Raw genomic sequence first — 15278 nt, 5'->3', positions numbered from 1 at the left:
CCACACCAGGAGGAAAAACACTACGTCGATCAAGGCAGTGATCGGCTCTCTCGATGCTCTGCGCGGCGCGTTCGATGCGGGCGGAAAACAGCCCGGCGGCAATGGCGGCTGGGATCGCCACCAGCAACCCGGCGGCGGTGGTCAGCAGCGCCTGCCAGATCCCGCCGGCCAGAACGGAGGCATTGGCGGCGCCTTCGGCGAGCTCCAGCTCCTGAAAGCTCTGGATCATGCCGAGCACGGTGCCGAGCAACCCCAACAGCGGCGAGACCATGGCCGTAAGCTCCAGCAGGCGGATGCGCTGGTTCATCACCGACAGTTCGGCACTGCCGCGCCGTTCAAGCTCCGACTGCAGCAGGGCAGGGGGCAGGGATTGTTGCAACCCGGCCATGGCAAAGGCCAGAACCCGGTCGGCGGGGGCGCGATCAGCGAGTGCCTTTTGCGCCTCGGCGGGTTTGCCCTGTTGCCACAGAGCGAGCGCCCTTGCGCGGGCGTCCTCGCCCGAGAGGACGGGCCAGAGTTCGACCCATTTCACCACGATCACAGTGAGCGAGACCAGCGACAGCAGCGCCAGCACTGCCAGGATCGGACCGCCGCTGCCGACACTTTCGAGCAGATCGCCCATGGTCTATTTCACCAGTTGCGCATTGGCGCGCGATCCGAGGTCGAGGATGGCATAGCAATCCATCTGTTCCTCGTTCTGGGGCTGGCAGGAGGTCATGTCATGCAGCAGGATTTCCGAGATATTGGCGCAGCTCAGCTCTGGGATCTCAAAGAGTTTCAAGGTGGTGCGGGATACCGGCAGCGGGGCGGCGTCGATCGACAGCAGCCGGTCGATGATGCCGTTTCCGTCGAGCACTGCCAGAGACATTTCAAACCCGGCAAAGCTTTTGCCCGTGTCGTTGCGGAACAGGAAGAACGCCCGACAGCCGCCGCCCTCGATCTCTTCGGTTTTGTTCAGCTCGACCCCCAGCCGACCCTCGGCCGCGGCGAGCGGCGCGGACAGTGCAAGCGCTGCGAGCAGGCATGCGGACTTCAGAAGTGGTTTCATTCGGTCTCTCCGGTGGTTGCGGCAATTATAGAAGAATTGCGACAGGTTGGTCCCCGGTCATGGCCGGGTTTCAGACAATGGCGCCAAGCGCCTTTTCGATCCGGTCCATGACGACGCGGGCCTTGTCGTAATCCTTTTGTTTCAACAGCCGCGCGGCGATCTGAACGGCGCGGTCCAGCTTGTTGCGCTTGCTGCCGGGGGCGCGGGTGATCGAGGCGCGGAGTTTCTTGGCGCGGGACACATCGGCGCCGAGGGTGCGGGTCTTGCTGGACCGATCGGCGCGTTTCATGCTGGCGTCGGCGCCTTCGCGGTCGGCACCGATCCGGGCCACTGCCTGTTCGATCACGGTGATCAGCGTCTGCGCCTCGACCAGTCGGCCATCGTTGATTTCGCTGAGCGCCTTGGACAGGCCGCGTTTCAGCTTGCGTTCCAGGGGGCCGGGCGCCTGGGCGATGCGCGGTTTGATGCGTTTGGCCCGCGCCAGCAGCGGTTTCACCAGTTTGGGGTCGATGCCGGTGGTGTTGACCTCGTCCAGCGTGGTCACCCCGTCATCAGCACTGGATCTTTCCGGTTTCAGGCTGTCCAGGAGATTGCCGCCATCGTCGCGGAACAGCACGTTCACCTTGGGTTTGTTGGCGCGCAGGAACCGTTTGAGATTGGCAATCGCCTTGGCCGGGGCCTGCTCGCAGATCATCTCCATCTCGTCAGAGCGCACGGTGAAGGTGCCCCAGGCCATCGGCGCACGGCCGCCTTCGGTCTTGAGATGTGAGCGCAATTGTTCAGGTTTATTGCCCGGCTGGATCATCAGAAGAGGGTCGTTCTTGCCATCCATGCAGAAGGCAAAGCTGGTCCGCCGCTTGGCGCCTTCCCGCACCAGGGTCCGCACGTCGCTGCCGTCTATACGTGTCGGTTTCACGGACAACTCTCCCTCAATGACGCAAAACAATTGACTTTCAGAATTCTGTAAGGCTCACTTTAGGTCAAGTTTTTGTTTTGTTGCGCGGTATTTTTCGTTGCGACGGACCTTTGAATCCTTCACTATTTCGTTAGAACAAAAAAATGTTGCGTTGACGGGGGTTAGAGCAAAATGGATGTGACAGTCCTCTTGCGGGCCAAAGGGGACGATTCGCCAAGCGGGTCCGATCCTGAATACGATCCAGATTTCACAGAAATGGAACTTGCAGCCCAGCCTGGTGAGGAAACCGTTATCGGTGACCAGGTCACGGCGGCAACCGATCCGGACTATCGCGAGGTGCAAACCAAGGCGTTGTCGGTTCTTGAGCGCGCGCATGACCTGCGGGCGGCTGTGTTTTTGGCTGACGCCATTCTTCAATCGGAGGGGGTCGTCGGCTTTGCCGATGTGACCACTTTGATCCGCGGCATGCTGGAGGAGTTCTGGGAGACCTGTCATCCGATGCTGGACGAGGATGATGGCGACCCGACGATGCGGGTGAACGCGGTGCAGGACCTCTGCGGTCAGACCGATGGCATGGGCGGGGCCTCGCCGGTGTTCCGCTCGCTGCGCCGTGCTGCGCTGACGGACAGCCGGGCCTTTGGCCGGTTCTCCATGCGCGATATCGAAATTGCGGAAGGGATCCTGTCCGCGCCGGCGGGAATGGATCACATCCCCGACACCGCCAGCATCGGCGCCGCGTTTCAGGACACCGACGACGCAACGCTGAGCGCGCGGCTCGACGCGCTGGACACCATCGCCCAGAACCTGCGTGCCATTTCGGCCGCATTTGACGAGCATGTGCCGGGGCAGGGGCCGGATCTTGATGGCCTGTTAAAACTTCTGCGGCAGATGACGCAAAAAATGCGCTCTTATGGTAGTATGGCTGAAACGGAGGACAGTGCTGAGTCTGAGGAGGAGACGGACGTGGGCGCGCCGCCGCCAGCGCACGGGTCCCAGCGGTCCGTTTCGTCGGGCGCGCCAGGGAGTATCAATTCACCAACAGATGTATCAAATACCATCGACCGGATCATCGCCTATTACAAGCGGGAGGAACCGTCGAGCCCGGTTCCGTTGTTGCTGGAGCGGGCGAAACGATTGGTTGGCGCGGATTTCCTGACAATTATCAACGATATGGCGCCGCGCGGTTTGGAAAATGTAAACATTGTTGGTGGCATCGAAGATGACGACGACTGATTGAAATTATTTCCGGATTGGCGCGACGGAGTTTTCTTCCAGCGTCGTACAAGAAGTGACGAGCGAGGAGGCCTAGATGGCAGACAGTTCACAGAAGTTCATTGCGCGTAACCGCGCACCCCGAGTGCAGATCGAATACGATGTGGAGCTTTACGGCGCGGAAAAGAAGGTCCAGCTGCCCTTCGTGATGGGCGTCATGAGCGACCTCGTCGGGAAGTCCGAAATTGAACAGCCTGCGATTGCCGACCGTAAATTCCTCGAAATTGATGTAGATAATTTCGACGATCGCATGAAATCCATGGCGCCGCGCGCCGCGTTCACGGTGCCTAACACCTTGACCGGTGAGGGCAATCTGGCGGTCGACGTGACCTTTGAGAGCATGGATGACTTCAAGCCTGCTGCAATCGCAGCAAAAGTAGAACCTTTGCGCGAGCTACTTGAAGCGCGGACCCAGCTCTCCAATCTAATGACATATATGGATGGCAAGACAGGCGCGGAGGATCTTATTTCCAAGATCATCCAGGATCCGAGCCTGCTCAAGACTTTGGCCGCGCAGCCCGCCCCCGGTGGTGCTGACGATGCTGGCGAATAGATTTTAGGGAGGGACAAAAATGGCTGAACAAGACCTTCAGACAGAAGCCGCCGAAGGCGCCTCCGCGTTTGGCTCCAGCGAATTTGCCAGTCTCCTGCAAAAGGAGTTCCGGCCGAAATCGGACCAGGCCAAGACCGCAGTGGAATCTGCCGTCAAGACCCTGGCGGAACAGGCGCTGGCCAACACGGCCCTGGTGTCCGACGACGCGCTGCGGTCGATCGAAAGCATCGTGGCGGAGATCGACAAGAAGCTGACCGAGCAGGTCAACCTGATCCTGCACCACGAAGATTTCCAGCAACTGGAAAGCGCGTGGCGTGGTCTGCACTATCTTGTCAACAACACCGAGACCGACGAGCAGTTGAAAATCCGGGTCATGCCCATCTCGAAGAAAGAGATGTCCAAGACCCTGAAGAAGTTCAAAGGCACCGCCTGGGATCAATCGCCGATCTTCAAGAAAATCTACACCGAGGAATTCAGCCAGCTGGGTGGTGAGCCCTATGGCAGCCTGGTTGCGGATTATCATTTTGACCATTCGCCGGTTGATATCGAGCTGCTCGGCGAGATGTCCAAGATCGCCGCCGCCGCCCATGCGCCGCTGATCACCGGGGCCAAGCCGACGCTGTTCCAGATGGACAGCTGGTCGGAACTGTCGAACCCGCGCGATCTGACCAAGATTTTCCAGACGCCGGAATATGCGGCCTGGCGGTCGCTGCGCGACAGCGAGGATGCGAAATACGTCGGTCTGGCAATGCCGCGCTTCCTGGGCCGGTTGCCCTATGGCTCGCAGACCGATCCGGTTGAAGAGTTCGCCTTTGAAGAAGACACCGAGGGCGCAGACAGCAGCAAATACGGCTGGGTCAACGCGGCCTACGGCATGGCGACCAACATCACCCGCTCGTTCAAGAGCTACGGCTGGTGTTCGCGGATCCGTGGCGTCGAAAGCGGCGGTACGCTGGAAGGGCTGCCATCGCATACCTTCCCGACCACCGATGGGGGCGTGGATCAGAAATGCCCGACCGAAATCGCGATTGACGACCGTCGCGAAGCGGAACTGGCCAAGAACGGCATGATGCCGCTGATCCACCGCAAGAACACCGACGTGGCCACCTTTATCGGCGCGCAGTCCCTGCACAAGCCCGCCGAATATGACGATCCCGATGCGACCGCGAATGCGAACCTCGGGGCCCGTCTGCCCTATCTCTTTGCGACCTGCCGCTTTGCGCACTACCTGAAGTGTATGGTTCGCGACAAGGTTGGCTCGTTCAAGAGCCGTCAGGACATGGAGTCCTGGCTACAGGATTGGATCAACAATTACGTTGATTTCAATGCCGACATCTCTTCCGAATCCGAGAAGGCGCGCAAGCCGCTTGCCTCGGCCGAGGTGGTTGTCGAAGAGGTCGAAGGGAACCCGGGCTATTACAGCTCCAAGTTCTTCTTGCGCCCTCACTACCAACTGGAAGGCCTGTCAGTATCTTTGAGACTGGTTTCCAAACTGCCGTCCGAGAAGGGGGGCTGATTTAAGATCGCGCATTTCAAACATCATCGAAATACACTTCGAAATCGAAAATCATCTGATCTGAAAGGAATGAACAATGGCTGCGAACATGTTCGTTAAAATCTCTGACATCCCGGGCGACGCGACTGAAAAAGGTCACGACAAATGGATCGTGATCCAATCGCTGAGCTGGAACGTCGAGCGCGCCGTCGAAATGACCGACCTGGGCTCCACCCAGCGTGGACATGCGAACTCCAACTTCGGCAAGATCGAAGTGACCTCCCAGATGGGCATCGCCTCCAACAAGCTGGCAACATCGGTTGCAAACGGTACCGTGCGTCCGGAAATCGAACTGCACATGTGCCGTTCGGGTGAAAGCGCCTCTGCCGGTCTGGAAGCCTACTCGATCTGGAAACTGAAAGACGTCGTGATCGACAGCTACTCGATCTCCGGTTCCGAAGACGGCATCCCGGAAGAAACCTGGACGATGGCCTATGCGGCAATCGAACACGAGTACAAGTCCACCGATCAGAAGTCCGGCAAACTCAAGACCGAAAACACCTTCAAGTGGAACGTTCAGACCGGTCAGGTCGAATAATCTACCACGGGTGCGTGTTATCAATGTCCCGGGCGCCTGCGTGCCCGGGACCACTAATAAAAATTGGTTTTTGAAATTTCTGGGGGGAGGCGCTTCGTGTCCATGACAGCACAAGAGCATCTGAAGGCTGGCGATCCTGCGGCGGCCTTGTCGGCGTTGCAAGACGAGGTGCGCAAGGACCCGGCCAATGGCAAGTTGCGGATCTTTCTGTTCCAGCTGCTGTGCGTGCTTGGCGACTGGAAACGCGCTGTGACCCAGCTGAAATTGTCTGCCGATATGGATGATGCTGCCACGACAATGGCGCAGGCCTACCGCGAGGCGATCATCTGCGAAGTTTACCGGGACAAGGTGTTCAAGGGCGACAAAGATCCGCTGATCTTTGGCGAGCCACAGGAATGGCTGGCGCTGTTGATCCAGTCCCAAAAGGCGCTGGCCAAGGGCGATGTCACCACGGCCGCCGAGATCCGCGCGCGGGCCTTTGACGCGGCGCCGGCAAGCGGCGGTGAGGTCAACGGCACCCGGTTCGACTGGATCGCGGACGCGGATATGCGGCTTGGTCCGGTGCTCGAAGTCATCGTGAACGGGCGCTATTTCTGGATGCCCTTTGCCCAGATCGACACGCTGGAACTGGAAGCGCCCGCCGACCTGCGCGATGCGGTCTGGATGGCCGGCACCTTGACCCCGAAAGAGGGCGGCGCTCTGGCGGTGCTGGTGCCGACGCGTTATCCCGGCTCTGCCGAACTTGGTGGCAAGGCGGCGCTGGCGCGGGAAACCAACTGGCAGGACCTCGGGGCAGAAACCTTTGCCGGGCAGGGCCAGAAAGTGCTGGCAACCAACCTCGAAGATGTGGCCCTGATGGACCTGCGTCTGTTGAAGATGGACGGGGGCACGTCCGGCGATGGCTGACAAGACCATCGCCGAGCGCTTGCAGCCATCCCTGCTGGATCGGCTGACAGATGATGCGCCCAGCGAGAAGAAGGAAACGCGTGACTCTCGGGTCATTGATCTCGTGCGGCTGCGCGAGATCATCCAGCGCGACCTGTCCTGGCTTCTGAACACCCAGAACGGCGGTCATTACATCGACGAAGAACGGTTTCCCGCCGTCGCCAAATCAGTGCTGAACTACGGGCTGCGCGAGGTGACCGGGGAGTTCACGGCCAAGGAAAAGATGCGCGAAATCCGCGATTCCATCCGGGTTGCGATCCAGTCCTACGAACCGCGGATCATTGACGGGTCGGTGGATGTGGCGCTTGTCGATGCCGATGACACCGCGCAGATGACAATCGCGCTTGAAATCCGCGCCGATATGTGGGCGCAACCGATGCCGCTGGAGCTGTACCTGCGCTCCAAAGTGGATCTGACCACCGGCGAAATCCATATGGATCGGAGGGGCTGACGTGGATACCAGGCTCCTTGAACATTACGAGACCGAGCTGAACTACCTGCGCGACATGGGGGCGGAGTTTGCCGCCGCCTATCCCAAGGTGGCCTCGCGGCTGGGTATGGAAGGGGTCGAGGTTCTCGACCCTTATGTGGAACGCCTGCTGGAGGGGGCGGCGTTTTTGTCGGCGCGGGTGCAGTTGGAATTGCAGCTGCAGTATCCCAATTTCACCTCCAACCTGCTGGAGATCATCTATCCGCATTATCTGGCGCCGACGCCGTCGATGATGATCGCGCGGATGGAACCGGATATTGCCAATTCCGCGGTGAAATCCGGCTATCGGCTGAAGCGCGGCACCACGCTGCGGTCGGCCCTGACGGATGGGTTGCAGACGGCGGTTGAATTCCGCACGGCCGCTGATCTGACCCTCTGGCCGATCGAAATCGCCGAAGCCCAGTATATCGACGGGCGGGGCGAGCTGGTCGCGGCGGGGGTTGCACAGGGCTATGACGCGCGGGCGGGCCTGCGGCTGCGGCTGCGGCGCAAGGATGGCGAGCCGATCCGCGAATTGGATATGCAGAGCCTGTCGCTGTATCTGACCAACGCCGCCGGGAACAGCTGGCCGCTGCTGGAACTGCTTTGTACCCAGGTGACCGGCATCGTCGGGCGCAGCACCGACCGGCGCGACGACTGGCAACTGCCGTTGCCGGGGGCCGGGGTGCAGCAAAAGGGGTTTGACCCGCAGGAGGCGCTGTTGCCGGTGCCGCGCCGGGTGTTTGACGGCTATCGGCTGCTGCAAGAATATTTCGCCATGCCGGAGCGGTTCCGTTTTGTCGAACTGCAGGGGATCAAACCGGCGCTGCAAAAGGCCAAGGGCGCCGATGTCGATCTTTATATCCTGCTGCGCGACGGGATGAAGAACATCGAAACCGTGGTGGCTCCGGAGGTTTTTGAACCCCATGCGGTGCCTGCGGTGAACCTGTTCGACAAACGCTGCGACCGGGTGCGGGTGTTGTCCAAGGACACCCAGCATCATGTCATTCCGAACCGCACGGCGGGGCTGGATTTTGAAATCTATGCGCTGCAGTCGGTGACCGGGATCAGCGGCGATGGCGAGGACGACGTGACGTTCCGCCCGTTTTATTCCGCCACCGACCTGACCGCCGCGGGCGAGGGGCATGCCTCTTACTATACAGTGAAACGGCGTATGCGGCAGCGGTCCGAAAAGGAACGTCTGCGCGGGGTGCGGTCGTCCTATCTGGGCTCCGAGGTCTATCTGACGCTGGTGGACCGGGCGCAGGCGCCCTATAGCGCCGGGCTGGAACAGCTGGCGGTCACGGCGTTGTGCACCAATCGCGATCTGCCGATGCTGCTGGCGACCGGCAACGACGATGTCTTTCATCTGCCGGATGGTGGCCCGGTCAAGGCGATCTCGCTGCCGGTGTCCCCAACGCGCCCCCACCCGACCTTGGCGCAGGGCGATACCGCCTGGCGGCTGATTTCGCATCTGAGCCTGAACTACATGTCGATCGCAGAAAGCGACCGCGGCCAGTCGGCCGCTGCGCTGCGCGAGCTGATCGGGCTTTATGCGCCGCTGGGCAACCGGGTGACCGACAAGCAGCTTGAAGGCATCCTGTCGGTGTCGAGCCGCCCCATCGTGCGCCGGATGAGTGACGAGGTCCTGTCGACTGCCGTGCGCGGCATCGAAGTCTCGCTCAGCTTTGACGAGAGCTATTTTGAAGGCACCAATATTTACGCATTGGGCGCGGTCCTGGAACGGTTTTTCCGGGGCTATGCCAGCATCAACTCCTTTACGGAAACTGTCCTGAAAACGGAAAAACGCGGGGAAATTGCCCGATGGCGACCAGTGAAGGGCCTGGGTCGCGTGCTGTGACCGGGCCGGAGAAATCTCTGTTCGACAAGCTTGTCGAGTCGCCGCAGGAACATCACCTGTTCCAGGCGCTGCGGGTGCTTGAGGCGCATTTCGCGGATCACCCCCGTCTGGGTGAAAGTCGCCGTCCGCGTCAGGATGCGCTGCGGCTGGGCCAGGAGGCGGAACTGGCGTTCCCGACCTCGACCATTGCGGAGTTCAAGACCGCCAGCGGCGACAAACCCGCCCGGCTGACCAACCGGTTCTTTGGCTTTTTCGGCCCCTCCGGTCCGTTGCCGCTGCATCTGACGGAATATGCCCGCGACCGGCGGCGCAACCACCGTGATCCGACCATTGTCGCCTTTGCCGATATGCTGACGCATCGTCTGCTGAGCCTGATGTACCGGGCCTGGGCGCAGGGCAATCCGGCGGTCAACTTTGACCGCGGTAACGACCAGATGGCACGCAAGGTGGCCGCGCTTGTGGGCTATCACGGCGACCACCTGCGCGACCGCGATGCGATGCCGGACATGGCGCGGCTGCACTATGCCGGCCATCTGGGGCAGCAGGCGCGCAACCCCGAAGGACTGGTGTCGATCCTGTCGTCTTTTCTCGGGGTTGAGGTGCGGTTGCAGGAATTTGTCGGCTCCTGGCTGGAGCTGGAGCCGGACGACCGCTGGCAGCTTGGCATGGGGTCGCTGGGACAGACCACGTCGATTGGCGACCGGGTCTGGAGCCGCTCGGCCAAGTTCCGGCTGCGCATCGGGCCGCTGTCACTGGCCGATTACGAACGGTTGCTGCCGGGCGGTGACAGTCTGAAACGGGTGCGCGCCATCGTGCGGTCCTATGTCGGCGATTGCCTTGATTGGGATGTGAACCTTATCCTTCACGGGGATGAGGTGCCGCGTGCAAGCCTGGGGGGAACGACCCGCCTTGGCCATACCAGCTGGATCGGGTCGCGTCGCGACCCGGAGGCGAACCGCAGCGATGCGGGTGATCTATTTCTTTACCCGGCGCATGCGTCCCCGGGGCACAATCATTCGACAGAGGGAAGGACCTGATATGACCGAGATCAGCCGCGTGGCCTTGTTTGGGAAACTCAACAAACTGGGGTATCAGGCCGTCGAGAGCGCGACCGTCTTTTGCAAGATGCGGGGCAACCCCTATGTGGAGCTGGTGCATTGGCTGCATCAGCTGCTGGCCCAGCCCGACAGCGATATTCATCGCATCATCACCCACTACGATCTGGACCAGAGCAAGCTGGCCACAGAGCTGACGCGGGCGCTGGACATGCTGCCGCGCGGCGCCTCGACCATTTCTGACCTGTCGGATCATCTGATGGACGCGATGGAACGCGGTTGGGTCTGGGGATCGTTGCTCTATTCGGCAAATCAGGTCCGGTCGGGGCATCTTCTGCTGGGGATGCTGAAGACACCTGCACTGCGCAATATCCTCAGCAGCATGTCGCCGGAACTGGCCAGCATCGGTCCCGATGATCTGGCCGATCATTTTGCAGAGGCCACCGATGGGTCGCCCGAGGAACGCCTGACGGCGCAGGACGGATCAAGCGTCGGCGGCGGTGCGGTGCCGGGCGAGGCCTCCGGCGCGATGGGCCCGGGCGCCAGCGAGGGCCAGGCACTGGCGCAATTCTGCACCGATCTGACCGCGCAGGCCAAGTCCGGAGAGATCGACCCGATTGTCGGCCGCGACGAAGAGATCCGCCAGATTGTCGATATCCTGATGCGGCGGCGGCAGAACAACCCGATCCTCACCGGCGAGGCCGGCGTTGGCAAAACCGCGGTGGTCGAAGGCTTTGCGCTGCGGATCGCGCGCGGCGATGTGCCGCCTGCCTTGCGCGAGGTGCGGCTTTTGGTGCTGGACGTGGGCCTGTTGCAGGCCGGGGCCAGCATGAAGGGCGAGTTTGAAAACCGTCTGCGTCAGGTCATTGACGAGGTGCAGGCCAGCCCGACCCCCATCGTGATGTTCGTGGACGAAACCCACACGCTGGTGGGGGCGGGCGGCGCGGCGGGCACCGGCGATGCGGCCAACCTTCTGAAACCGGCCCTGGCGCGCGGCACCCTGCGCACCATCGGGGCCACGACCTGGGCTGAATACAAGAAATACATCGAGAAAGACCCCGCCCTGACCCGCCGTTTCCAGGTGGTCAAGGTCGAAGAACCCTCGGTCCCCAAAGCGATCCTGATGATGCGGGGCATTGCCTCGATGCTGGAAAAACACCACCGGGTGCAGGTGCTGGACGAAGGTATCGAAGCCGCTGTCAGCCTGTCGGCGCGCTACATCCCGGCGCGGCAGTTGCCGGACAAATGTGTCAGCCTGCTGGATACCGCCTGCGCCCGTGTGGCCGTCAGCCAGCATGCGGTTCCGGCTGAAGTGGATGACAGCCAGCGCCGTATCGAGGCGCTGGAGACCGAACTGGAGATCATCGGCCGGGACGAGACCGCAGGCTACGAGGTGGCCGAACGCCGCGCTGCAGCCACCCACGCCAGAGAGGTCGAAGCCGCGCGTCTGGCCGAGCTGACCGAGCAGTGGGACCGCGAAAAGGCCTGCGTTGACGCGATCCTCGACCTGCGCGCCAAACTCCGGGAGGGGGCCGCGCCCGTTGATGCAACACCCGCGCCTGAGGGAGACGGGGCCGAGGGCGCCACGGCGGGCGACAGCCCGCTGTCCGACGAGGCGCGCGCCGCCCTGATGGCGGATCTGAAGGCCAAGAACGCCGAATTGGAAACGCTGCAAGGCGACCGGCCGCTGATCCTGCCCATCGTCGACCATCAGGCGGTGGCTTCGGTTGTCGGCGACTGGACCGGCATTCCGGTCGGGCGCATGGTCAAGGACGAGATCGAGACCATCCTGAACCTCGAAGAGCATCTGGCCAAGCGGGTGATCGGCCAGGATCACGCGATGAAGATGATCTCCAAGCGGATCCAGACCAGCCGCGCCGGGCTTGATAACCCGAACAAACCCATCGGGGTCTTCATGCTGGCCGGGACCTCCGGCGTCGGCAAGACGGAGACGGCGCTGGCGCTGGCAGAGGTGCTCTATGGCGGCGAACAGAACGTCATCACCATCAACATGTCCGAATATCAGGAGGCGCATACGGTCTCCTCGCTGAAAGGCGCGCCTCCGGGCTATGTCGGCTATGGCGAGGGCGGCGTCCTGACCGAAGCGGTGCGGCGCAAGCCCTATTCGGTGGTGCTGCTGGACGAGGTGGAAAAGGCCCATCCGGATGTGCATGAGATCTTCTTTCAGGTCTTTGACAAGGGCGTCATGGAGGACGGCGAGGGCCGGGTGATTGATTTCAAGAACACCCTGATCCTGCTGACCACAAACGCGGGCTCCGATATGGTGATGGACATGTGTTCCGACCCCGATCTGCTGCCGGAGTCCGAAGGCCTGGCCAAGGCGCTGCGCGATCCGCTGTTGAAGGTCTTCCCACCGGCCCTGCTGGGGCGGATGGTCACCATTCCTTACTACCCGCTGTCGCCGAACATGATCGCCGAGATCACGAAATTGCAGCTGGGCCGGATTCAGAAACGGGTCGAGAGCTCTCACAACGTGCCGTTCAGCTACACTGACGCCGTGGTCGACACCATTGTGGAGCGGTGTCAGGAACTGGAAAGCGGTGGCCGCATGATCGATGCCATCGTCACCAACTCCATGCTGCCGGACATCTCGAACGAATTCCTGCGTCGTCTGATGGAGGGGGCCGAGGTGAAAACGGTGGCGATCGATGTCGCCGATGGGGAGTTCACCTACAGCTTTGACTAGCTGGGGCGGCGCGCCGACCGGGCCAGCTACAGGACCGGTTGACCGCGTGACAGACTGAACAGAGGCCCTCGCCATCGGGCGGGGGCATTGAGCCGGGGTCTGGGGACTCTGGCGCTGCCGATCAGAGGGGTGCAGCCCAAAGCAGGCGCACCGAGAAACCGTGGAGACGTGAAACGTGTCAGAGCTGACCGCCGAGGAAACCCCAGCATTTGGAAGCCGCGCCTGGGCGCAGGCTTTCATCGAGCGGCCAAGCATTACCAATGCCATTCTCGTGGTGATCATTTTCAATGCGATCACCCTGGGGCTGGGAACCTCTGACACGGTGCAGGCGCAGGTCGGTGGCCTGCTGGACGTGATCGACCGGCTTGTTCTGGCGATCTTTGTGATCGAGCTGACGATCAAGCTTTACGCCTATGGGCTGCGGTTCTTTTCCTCGGCCTGGAATATCTTTGACCTGATCGTGGTCCTGCTGGGCCTGTTGCCGGATCGCCAGGGCCTGTCGGCGCTGCGCGGTTTGCGCGTGATCCGGGCGCTGCGGTTGCTGTCGGTGATCCCGCAGATGCGGGCGGTGGTTCAGGCCCTGTTGGATGCGTTGCCCGGTATGGGCGCGGTGATCGTGATGATCTCCATCGTGTTCTACGTTTTCGCGGTGATGTCGACGCTGATGTATGGCGAGGCCTTCCCGGAATGGTTCGGCACTCTTGGGCGATCATTGTATTCGTTGTTCCAGATCATGACGCTGGAAAGCTGGTCGATGGGAATTGTACGCCCGGTGATGGAGGTCTTTCCCTTTGCCTGGGCGTTCTTTGTGCCGTTCATCGTCGTCACCGCCTTTTCCGTTCTGAACCTGTTCATCGGTTTGCTGGTGAACACCATGCAGTCGGCGGTGGAGGCCGAAACAGAAGCGGAGATTTCAAAGCTCCGCGATCTGGTGAAATCAGAAACAGATGTGGTTGACGCCCATGTCGTCGAGCTGCGCGATGAAATCCGCGCGCTGCGGACAGAGGTCGCTGCCCTTCGGAGGCCGGACAATGGCTGATAGCTCGCAGAAATTCATCGCCCGCAACCGGGCGCCACGGGTCCAGATCGAATATGATGTGGAGCTTTATGGCGCCGAGAAAAAGGTCCAGCTGCCCTTTGTCATGGGGGTGATGAGCGATCTGGCGGGAAAATCCAATGTCCCGCAGCCCGCCGTGGCGGATCGCAAGTTTCTGGAGATCGATGTTGATAACTTCGACGACCGGATGCGGGCGATGGCGCCGAGGGCGGCCTTTACCGTGCCCAACACGCTGACGGGGGAGGGCAATCTTGCGGTTGACCTGACCTTTGAAAGCATGACGGATTTCACCCCCGGTGCGATTGCGGCCAAGGTTGACGCGCTGCGCCCGCTGCTTGAGGCGCGCCAGCAACTGGAACAGTTGATGACCTATATGGATGGCAAGTCCGGTGCGGAGGAATTGATCGAAACGATCCTTCAGACGCCTGCGCTCTTGTCGTCTCTGGCCAGCGCGGACGGGGCAGGGGGGGCTCAAACGTCGGCTGCTCTGGACAGTCTGCGCCAGGTCGAAATCCCCACAACAGAGGCCGGCCCCGACAGCGCGGACATCCTGGCCCAGCTTGCGGCGGCGGCGCCGGCTGAAACCACGGTCGAGGACGGGTCCGACGATGTTCTGGCCGGGCTGCGCGCCGCTGCACCCGTGGCGGAGGATGCGCCAGACGGAACAGCGGATGTGCTCTCGGCGCTTGCGGCAACCGCGCCAGAGGACAGTCCACCGACGGAGGACGCAACCGCGCAAACGTTGGCGCAACTGGCCGCCAGCGCCCCGGAGGAGGCCCCGGCAGAGGATCAGACCAGCGCTGTTCTGTCCGGGATCGCGCGCGCTGCGCCAGAGGTTGAAACCACAGATATCGCTCGCGATGATGCGCTAGCGGCCCTGGCGCAGCAGGCGCCGGAGGATGCACCGGTCCAGGATGCCGCGGCGGCGGTTCTGGACGGTGTTGCCAGACTCGACACGCCCGATGTGCCCCCGGATCAGGCGACCGAGTCCGCCCTGAAGAGCCTGGAAGCCGCCGAGGTGACGGAACGGGAACAGGTTGATGTGGCCGATGTGCTGGCTGGGCTGGACGCGGTTGAGGACACCCCTGCCGAGGCGGACGTGGACCTGGGCGAGATGTTGGGCGATCTCGACACGCCGACCGAAGAGGCTGGCGACGATGTGGCCGACGTGCTGGCCGGGCTGGACGCCGTTGAGGATATCCCTGCCGAGGCAGAGGTGGACCTGAGCGAGATGCTGGGCGACCTCGATACGCCGACCGAAGAGGCTGGCGACGATGTGGCCGATGTGCTGGCCGGGCTGGA

General features: G+C 61.8%; 13 protein-coding genes and 1 pseudogene. 11 read left to right on the top strand and 3 right to left on the bottom strand.

Translation table 11 applies throughout. From position 1 onward, the window contains the following. The 3 genes from TRIHO_RS04325 to TRIHO_RS04315 all read right to left on the bottom strand — a co-directional run. On the bottom strand, positions 1 to 622 hold a 622-nt coding region (locus tag TRIHO_RS04325; protein ID WP_068240731.1), incomplete at its 3' end, for a MotA/TolQ/ExbB proton channel family protein. Between the two features lie 3 nt (positions 623 to 625). Further along, the gene (locus TRIHO_RS04320; protein WP_068240729.1) at positions 626 to 1048 is read right to left on the bottom strand and encodes a hypothetical protein; all 423 of its coding nucleotides are present in this window, start codon (positions 1046 to 1048) and stop codon (positions 626 to 628) included. 70 nt (positions 1049 to 1118) lie between these two features. Continuing rightward, positions 1119 to 1964, bottom strand: coding sequence for a hypothetical protein (locus tag TRIHO_RS04315; RefSeq protein ID WP_232367712.1), 846 nt, complete (start codon positions 1962 to 1964; stop codon positions 1119 to 1121). Between the two features lie 171 nt (positions 1965 to 2135). Between TRIHO_RS04315 and tssA the strand changes: the two genes are divergently transcribed. The 11 genes and pseudogenes from tssA to tssB (TRIHO_RS04260) form a co-directional block, all read left to right on the top strand. Further along, entirely contained in the window at positions 2136 to 3197 is a 1062-nt protein-coding gene (tssA, locus tag TRIHO_RS04310; RefSeq protein ID WP_068240727.1) for a type VI secretion system protein TssA, read from the top strand. Between the two features lie 76 nt (positions 3198 to 3273). Further along, complete coding sequence (gene tssB / locus TRIHO_RS04305; RefSeq protein ID WP_068240720.1) at positions 3274 to 3789, top strand: type VI secretion system contractile sheath small subunit; 516 nt, start codon at positions 3274 to 3276, stop codon at positions 3787 to 3789. Positions 3790 to 3808: 19 nt separating this feature from the next. Beyond that, entirely contained in the window at positions 3809 to 5305 is a 1497-nt protein-coding gene (gene tssC, locus TRIHO_RS04300) for a type VI secretion system contractile sheath large subunit (RefSeq protein ID WP_068240718.1), read from the top strand. A gap of 76 nt (positions 5306 to 5381) precedes the next feature. Then, positions 5382 to 5882: an Hcp family type VI secretion system effector gene (locus TRIHO_RS04295; RefSeq protein WP_068240716.1), complete on the top strand. Its 501-nt coding sequence runs from the start codon at positions 5382 to 5384 to the stop codon at positions 5880 to 5882. A 102-nt stretch (positions 5883 to 5984) separates the two neighbouring features. Further along, the gene (locus TRIHO_RS04290; RefSeq protein ID WP_068240715.1) at positions 5985 to 6788 is read left to right on the top strand and encodes a type VI secretion system accessory protein TagJ; all 804 of its coding nucleotides are present in this window, start codon (positions 5985 to 5987) and stop codon (positions 6786 to 6788) included. Continuing rightward, a complete protein-coding gene (gene tssE / locus TRIHO_RS04285) occupies positions 6781 to 7278 on the top strand; it encodes a type VI secretion system baseplate subunit TssE (RefSeq protein ID WP_068240713.1) in 498 nt (165 codons plus the stop codon). The genes TRIHO_RS04290 and tssE overlap by 8 nt, the downstream gene beginning before the upstream one ends. Before the next feature lies 1 nt (position 7279). Continuing rightward, positions 7280 to 9157, top strand: a complete 1878-nt coding sequence (tssF, locus tag TRIHO_RS04280) for a type VI secretion system baseplate subunit TssF (RefSeq protein WP_068240711.1) — start codon at positions 7280 to 7282, stop codon at positions 9155 to 9157. After that, positions 9121 to 10194 carry a type VI secretion system baseplate subunit TssG gene (gene tssG, locus TRIHO_RS04275; protein ID WP_068240709.1) on the top strand — a complete coding sequence of 358 codons (1074 nt, stop codon included), beginning with the start codon at positions 9121 to 9123 and terminating at the stop codon, positions 10192 to 10194. The genes tssF and tssG overlap by 37 nt, the downstream gene beginning before the upstream one ends. Position 10195: 1 nt before the next feature. Then, positions 10196 to 12919 (top strand): type VI secretion system ATPase TssH, encoded by a 2724-nt coding sequence (tssH, locus tag TRIHO_RS04270; protein WP_068240707.1) that lies wholly within the window; start codon positions 10196 to 10198, stop codon positions 12917 to 12919. Positions 12920 to 13103: 184 nt separating this feature from the next. Further along, positions 13104 to 13958 (top strand): ion transporter, encoded by an 855-nt coding sequence (locus tag TRIHO_RS04265; RefSeq protein ID WP_408646181.1) that lies wholly within the window; start codon positions 13104 to 13106, stop codon positions 13956 to 13958. Next, positions 13951 to 14427, top strand: a pseudogene (gene tssB, locus TRIHO_RS04260) (type VI secretion system contractile sheath small subunit); the annotation flags it as partial. The gene TRIHO_RS04265 and the pseudogene tssB (TRIHO_RS04260), both read left to right, overlap by 8 nt. Positions 14428 to 15278 lie beyond the last annotated feature (851 nt).

This window comes from Tritonibacter horizontis (genome assembly GCF_001518015.1).
Lineage (GTDB): Bacteria > Pseudomonadota > Alphaproteobacteria > Rhodobacterales > Rhodobacteraceae > Epibacterium > Epibacterium horizontis.
This window is presented reverse-complemented; position numbering and strand designations above follow the sequence as displayed.

Bases quoted from the DNA above. Each gene is read 5' to 3' on its own strand.
- tssH (WP_068240707.1), top strand. From the start codon at position 10,196: ATGACCGAGATCAGCCGCGTGGCCTTGTTTGGGAAACTCAACAAACTG.
- tssC (WP_068240718.1), top strand. From the start codon at position 3,809: ATGGCTGAACAAGACCTTCAGACAGAAGCCGCCGAAGGCGCCTCCGCG.
- tssB (WP_068240720.1), top strand. From the start codon at position 3,274: ATGGCAGACAGTTCACAGAAGTTCATTGCGCGTAACCGCGCACCCCGA.
- tssA (WP_068240727.1), top strand. From the start codon at position 2,136: ATGGATGTGACAGTCCTCTTGCGGGCCAAAGGGGACGATTCGCCAAGC.
- TRIHO_RS04290 (WP_068240715.1), top strand. From the start codon at position 5,985: ATGACAGCACAAGAGCATCTGAAGGCTGGCGATCCTGCGGCGGCCTTG.
- TRIHO_RS04320 (WP_068240729.1), bottom strand. From the start codon at position 1,048: ATGAAACCACTTCTGAAGTCCGCATGCCTGCTCGCAGCGCTTGCACTG.
- tssE (WP_068240713.1), top strand. From the start codon at position 6,781: ATGGCTGACAAGACCATCGCCGAGCGCTTGCAGCCATCCCTGCTGGAT.
- TRIHO_RS04295 (WP_068240716.1), top strand. From the start codon at position 5,382: ATGGCTGCGAACATGTTCGTTAAAATCTCTGACATCCCGGGCGACGCG.
- tssG (WP_068240709.1), top strand. From the start codon at position 9,121: ATGGCGACCAGTGAAGGGCCTGGGTCGCGTGCTGTGACCGGGCCGGAG.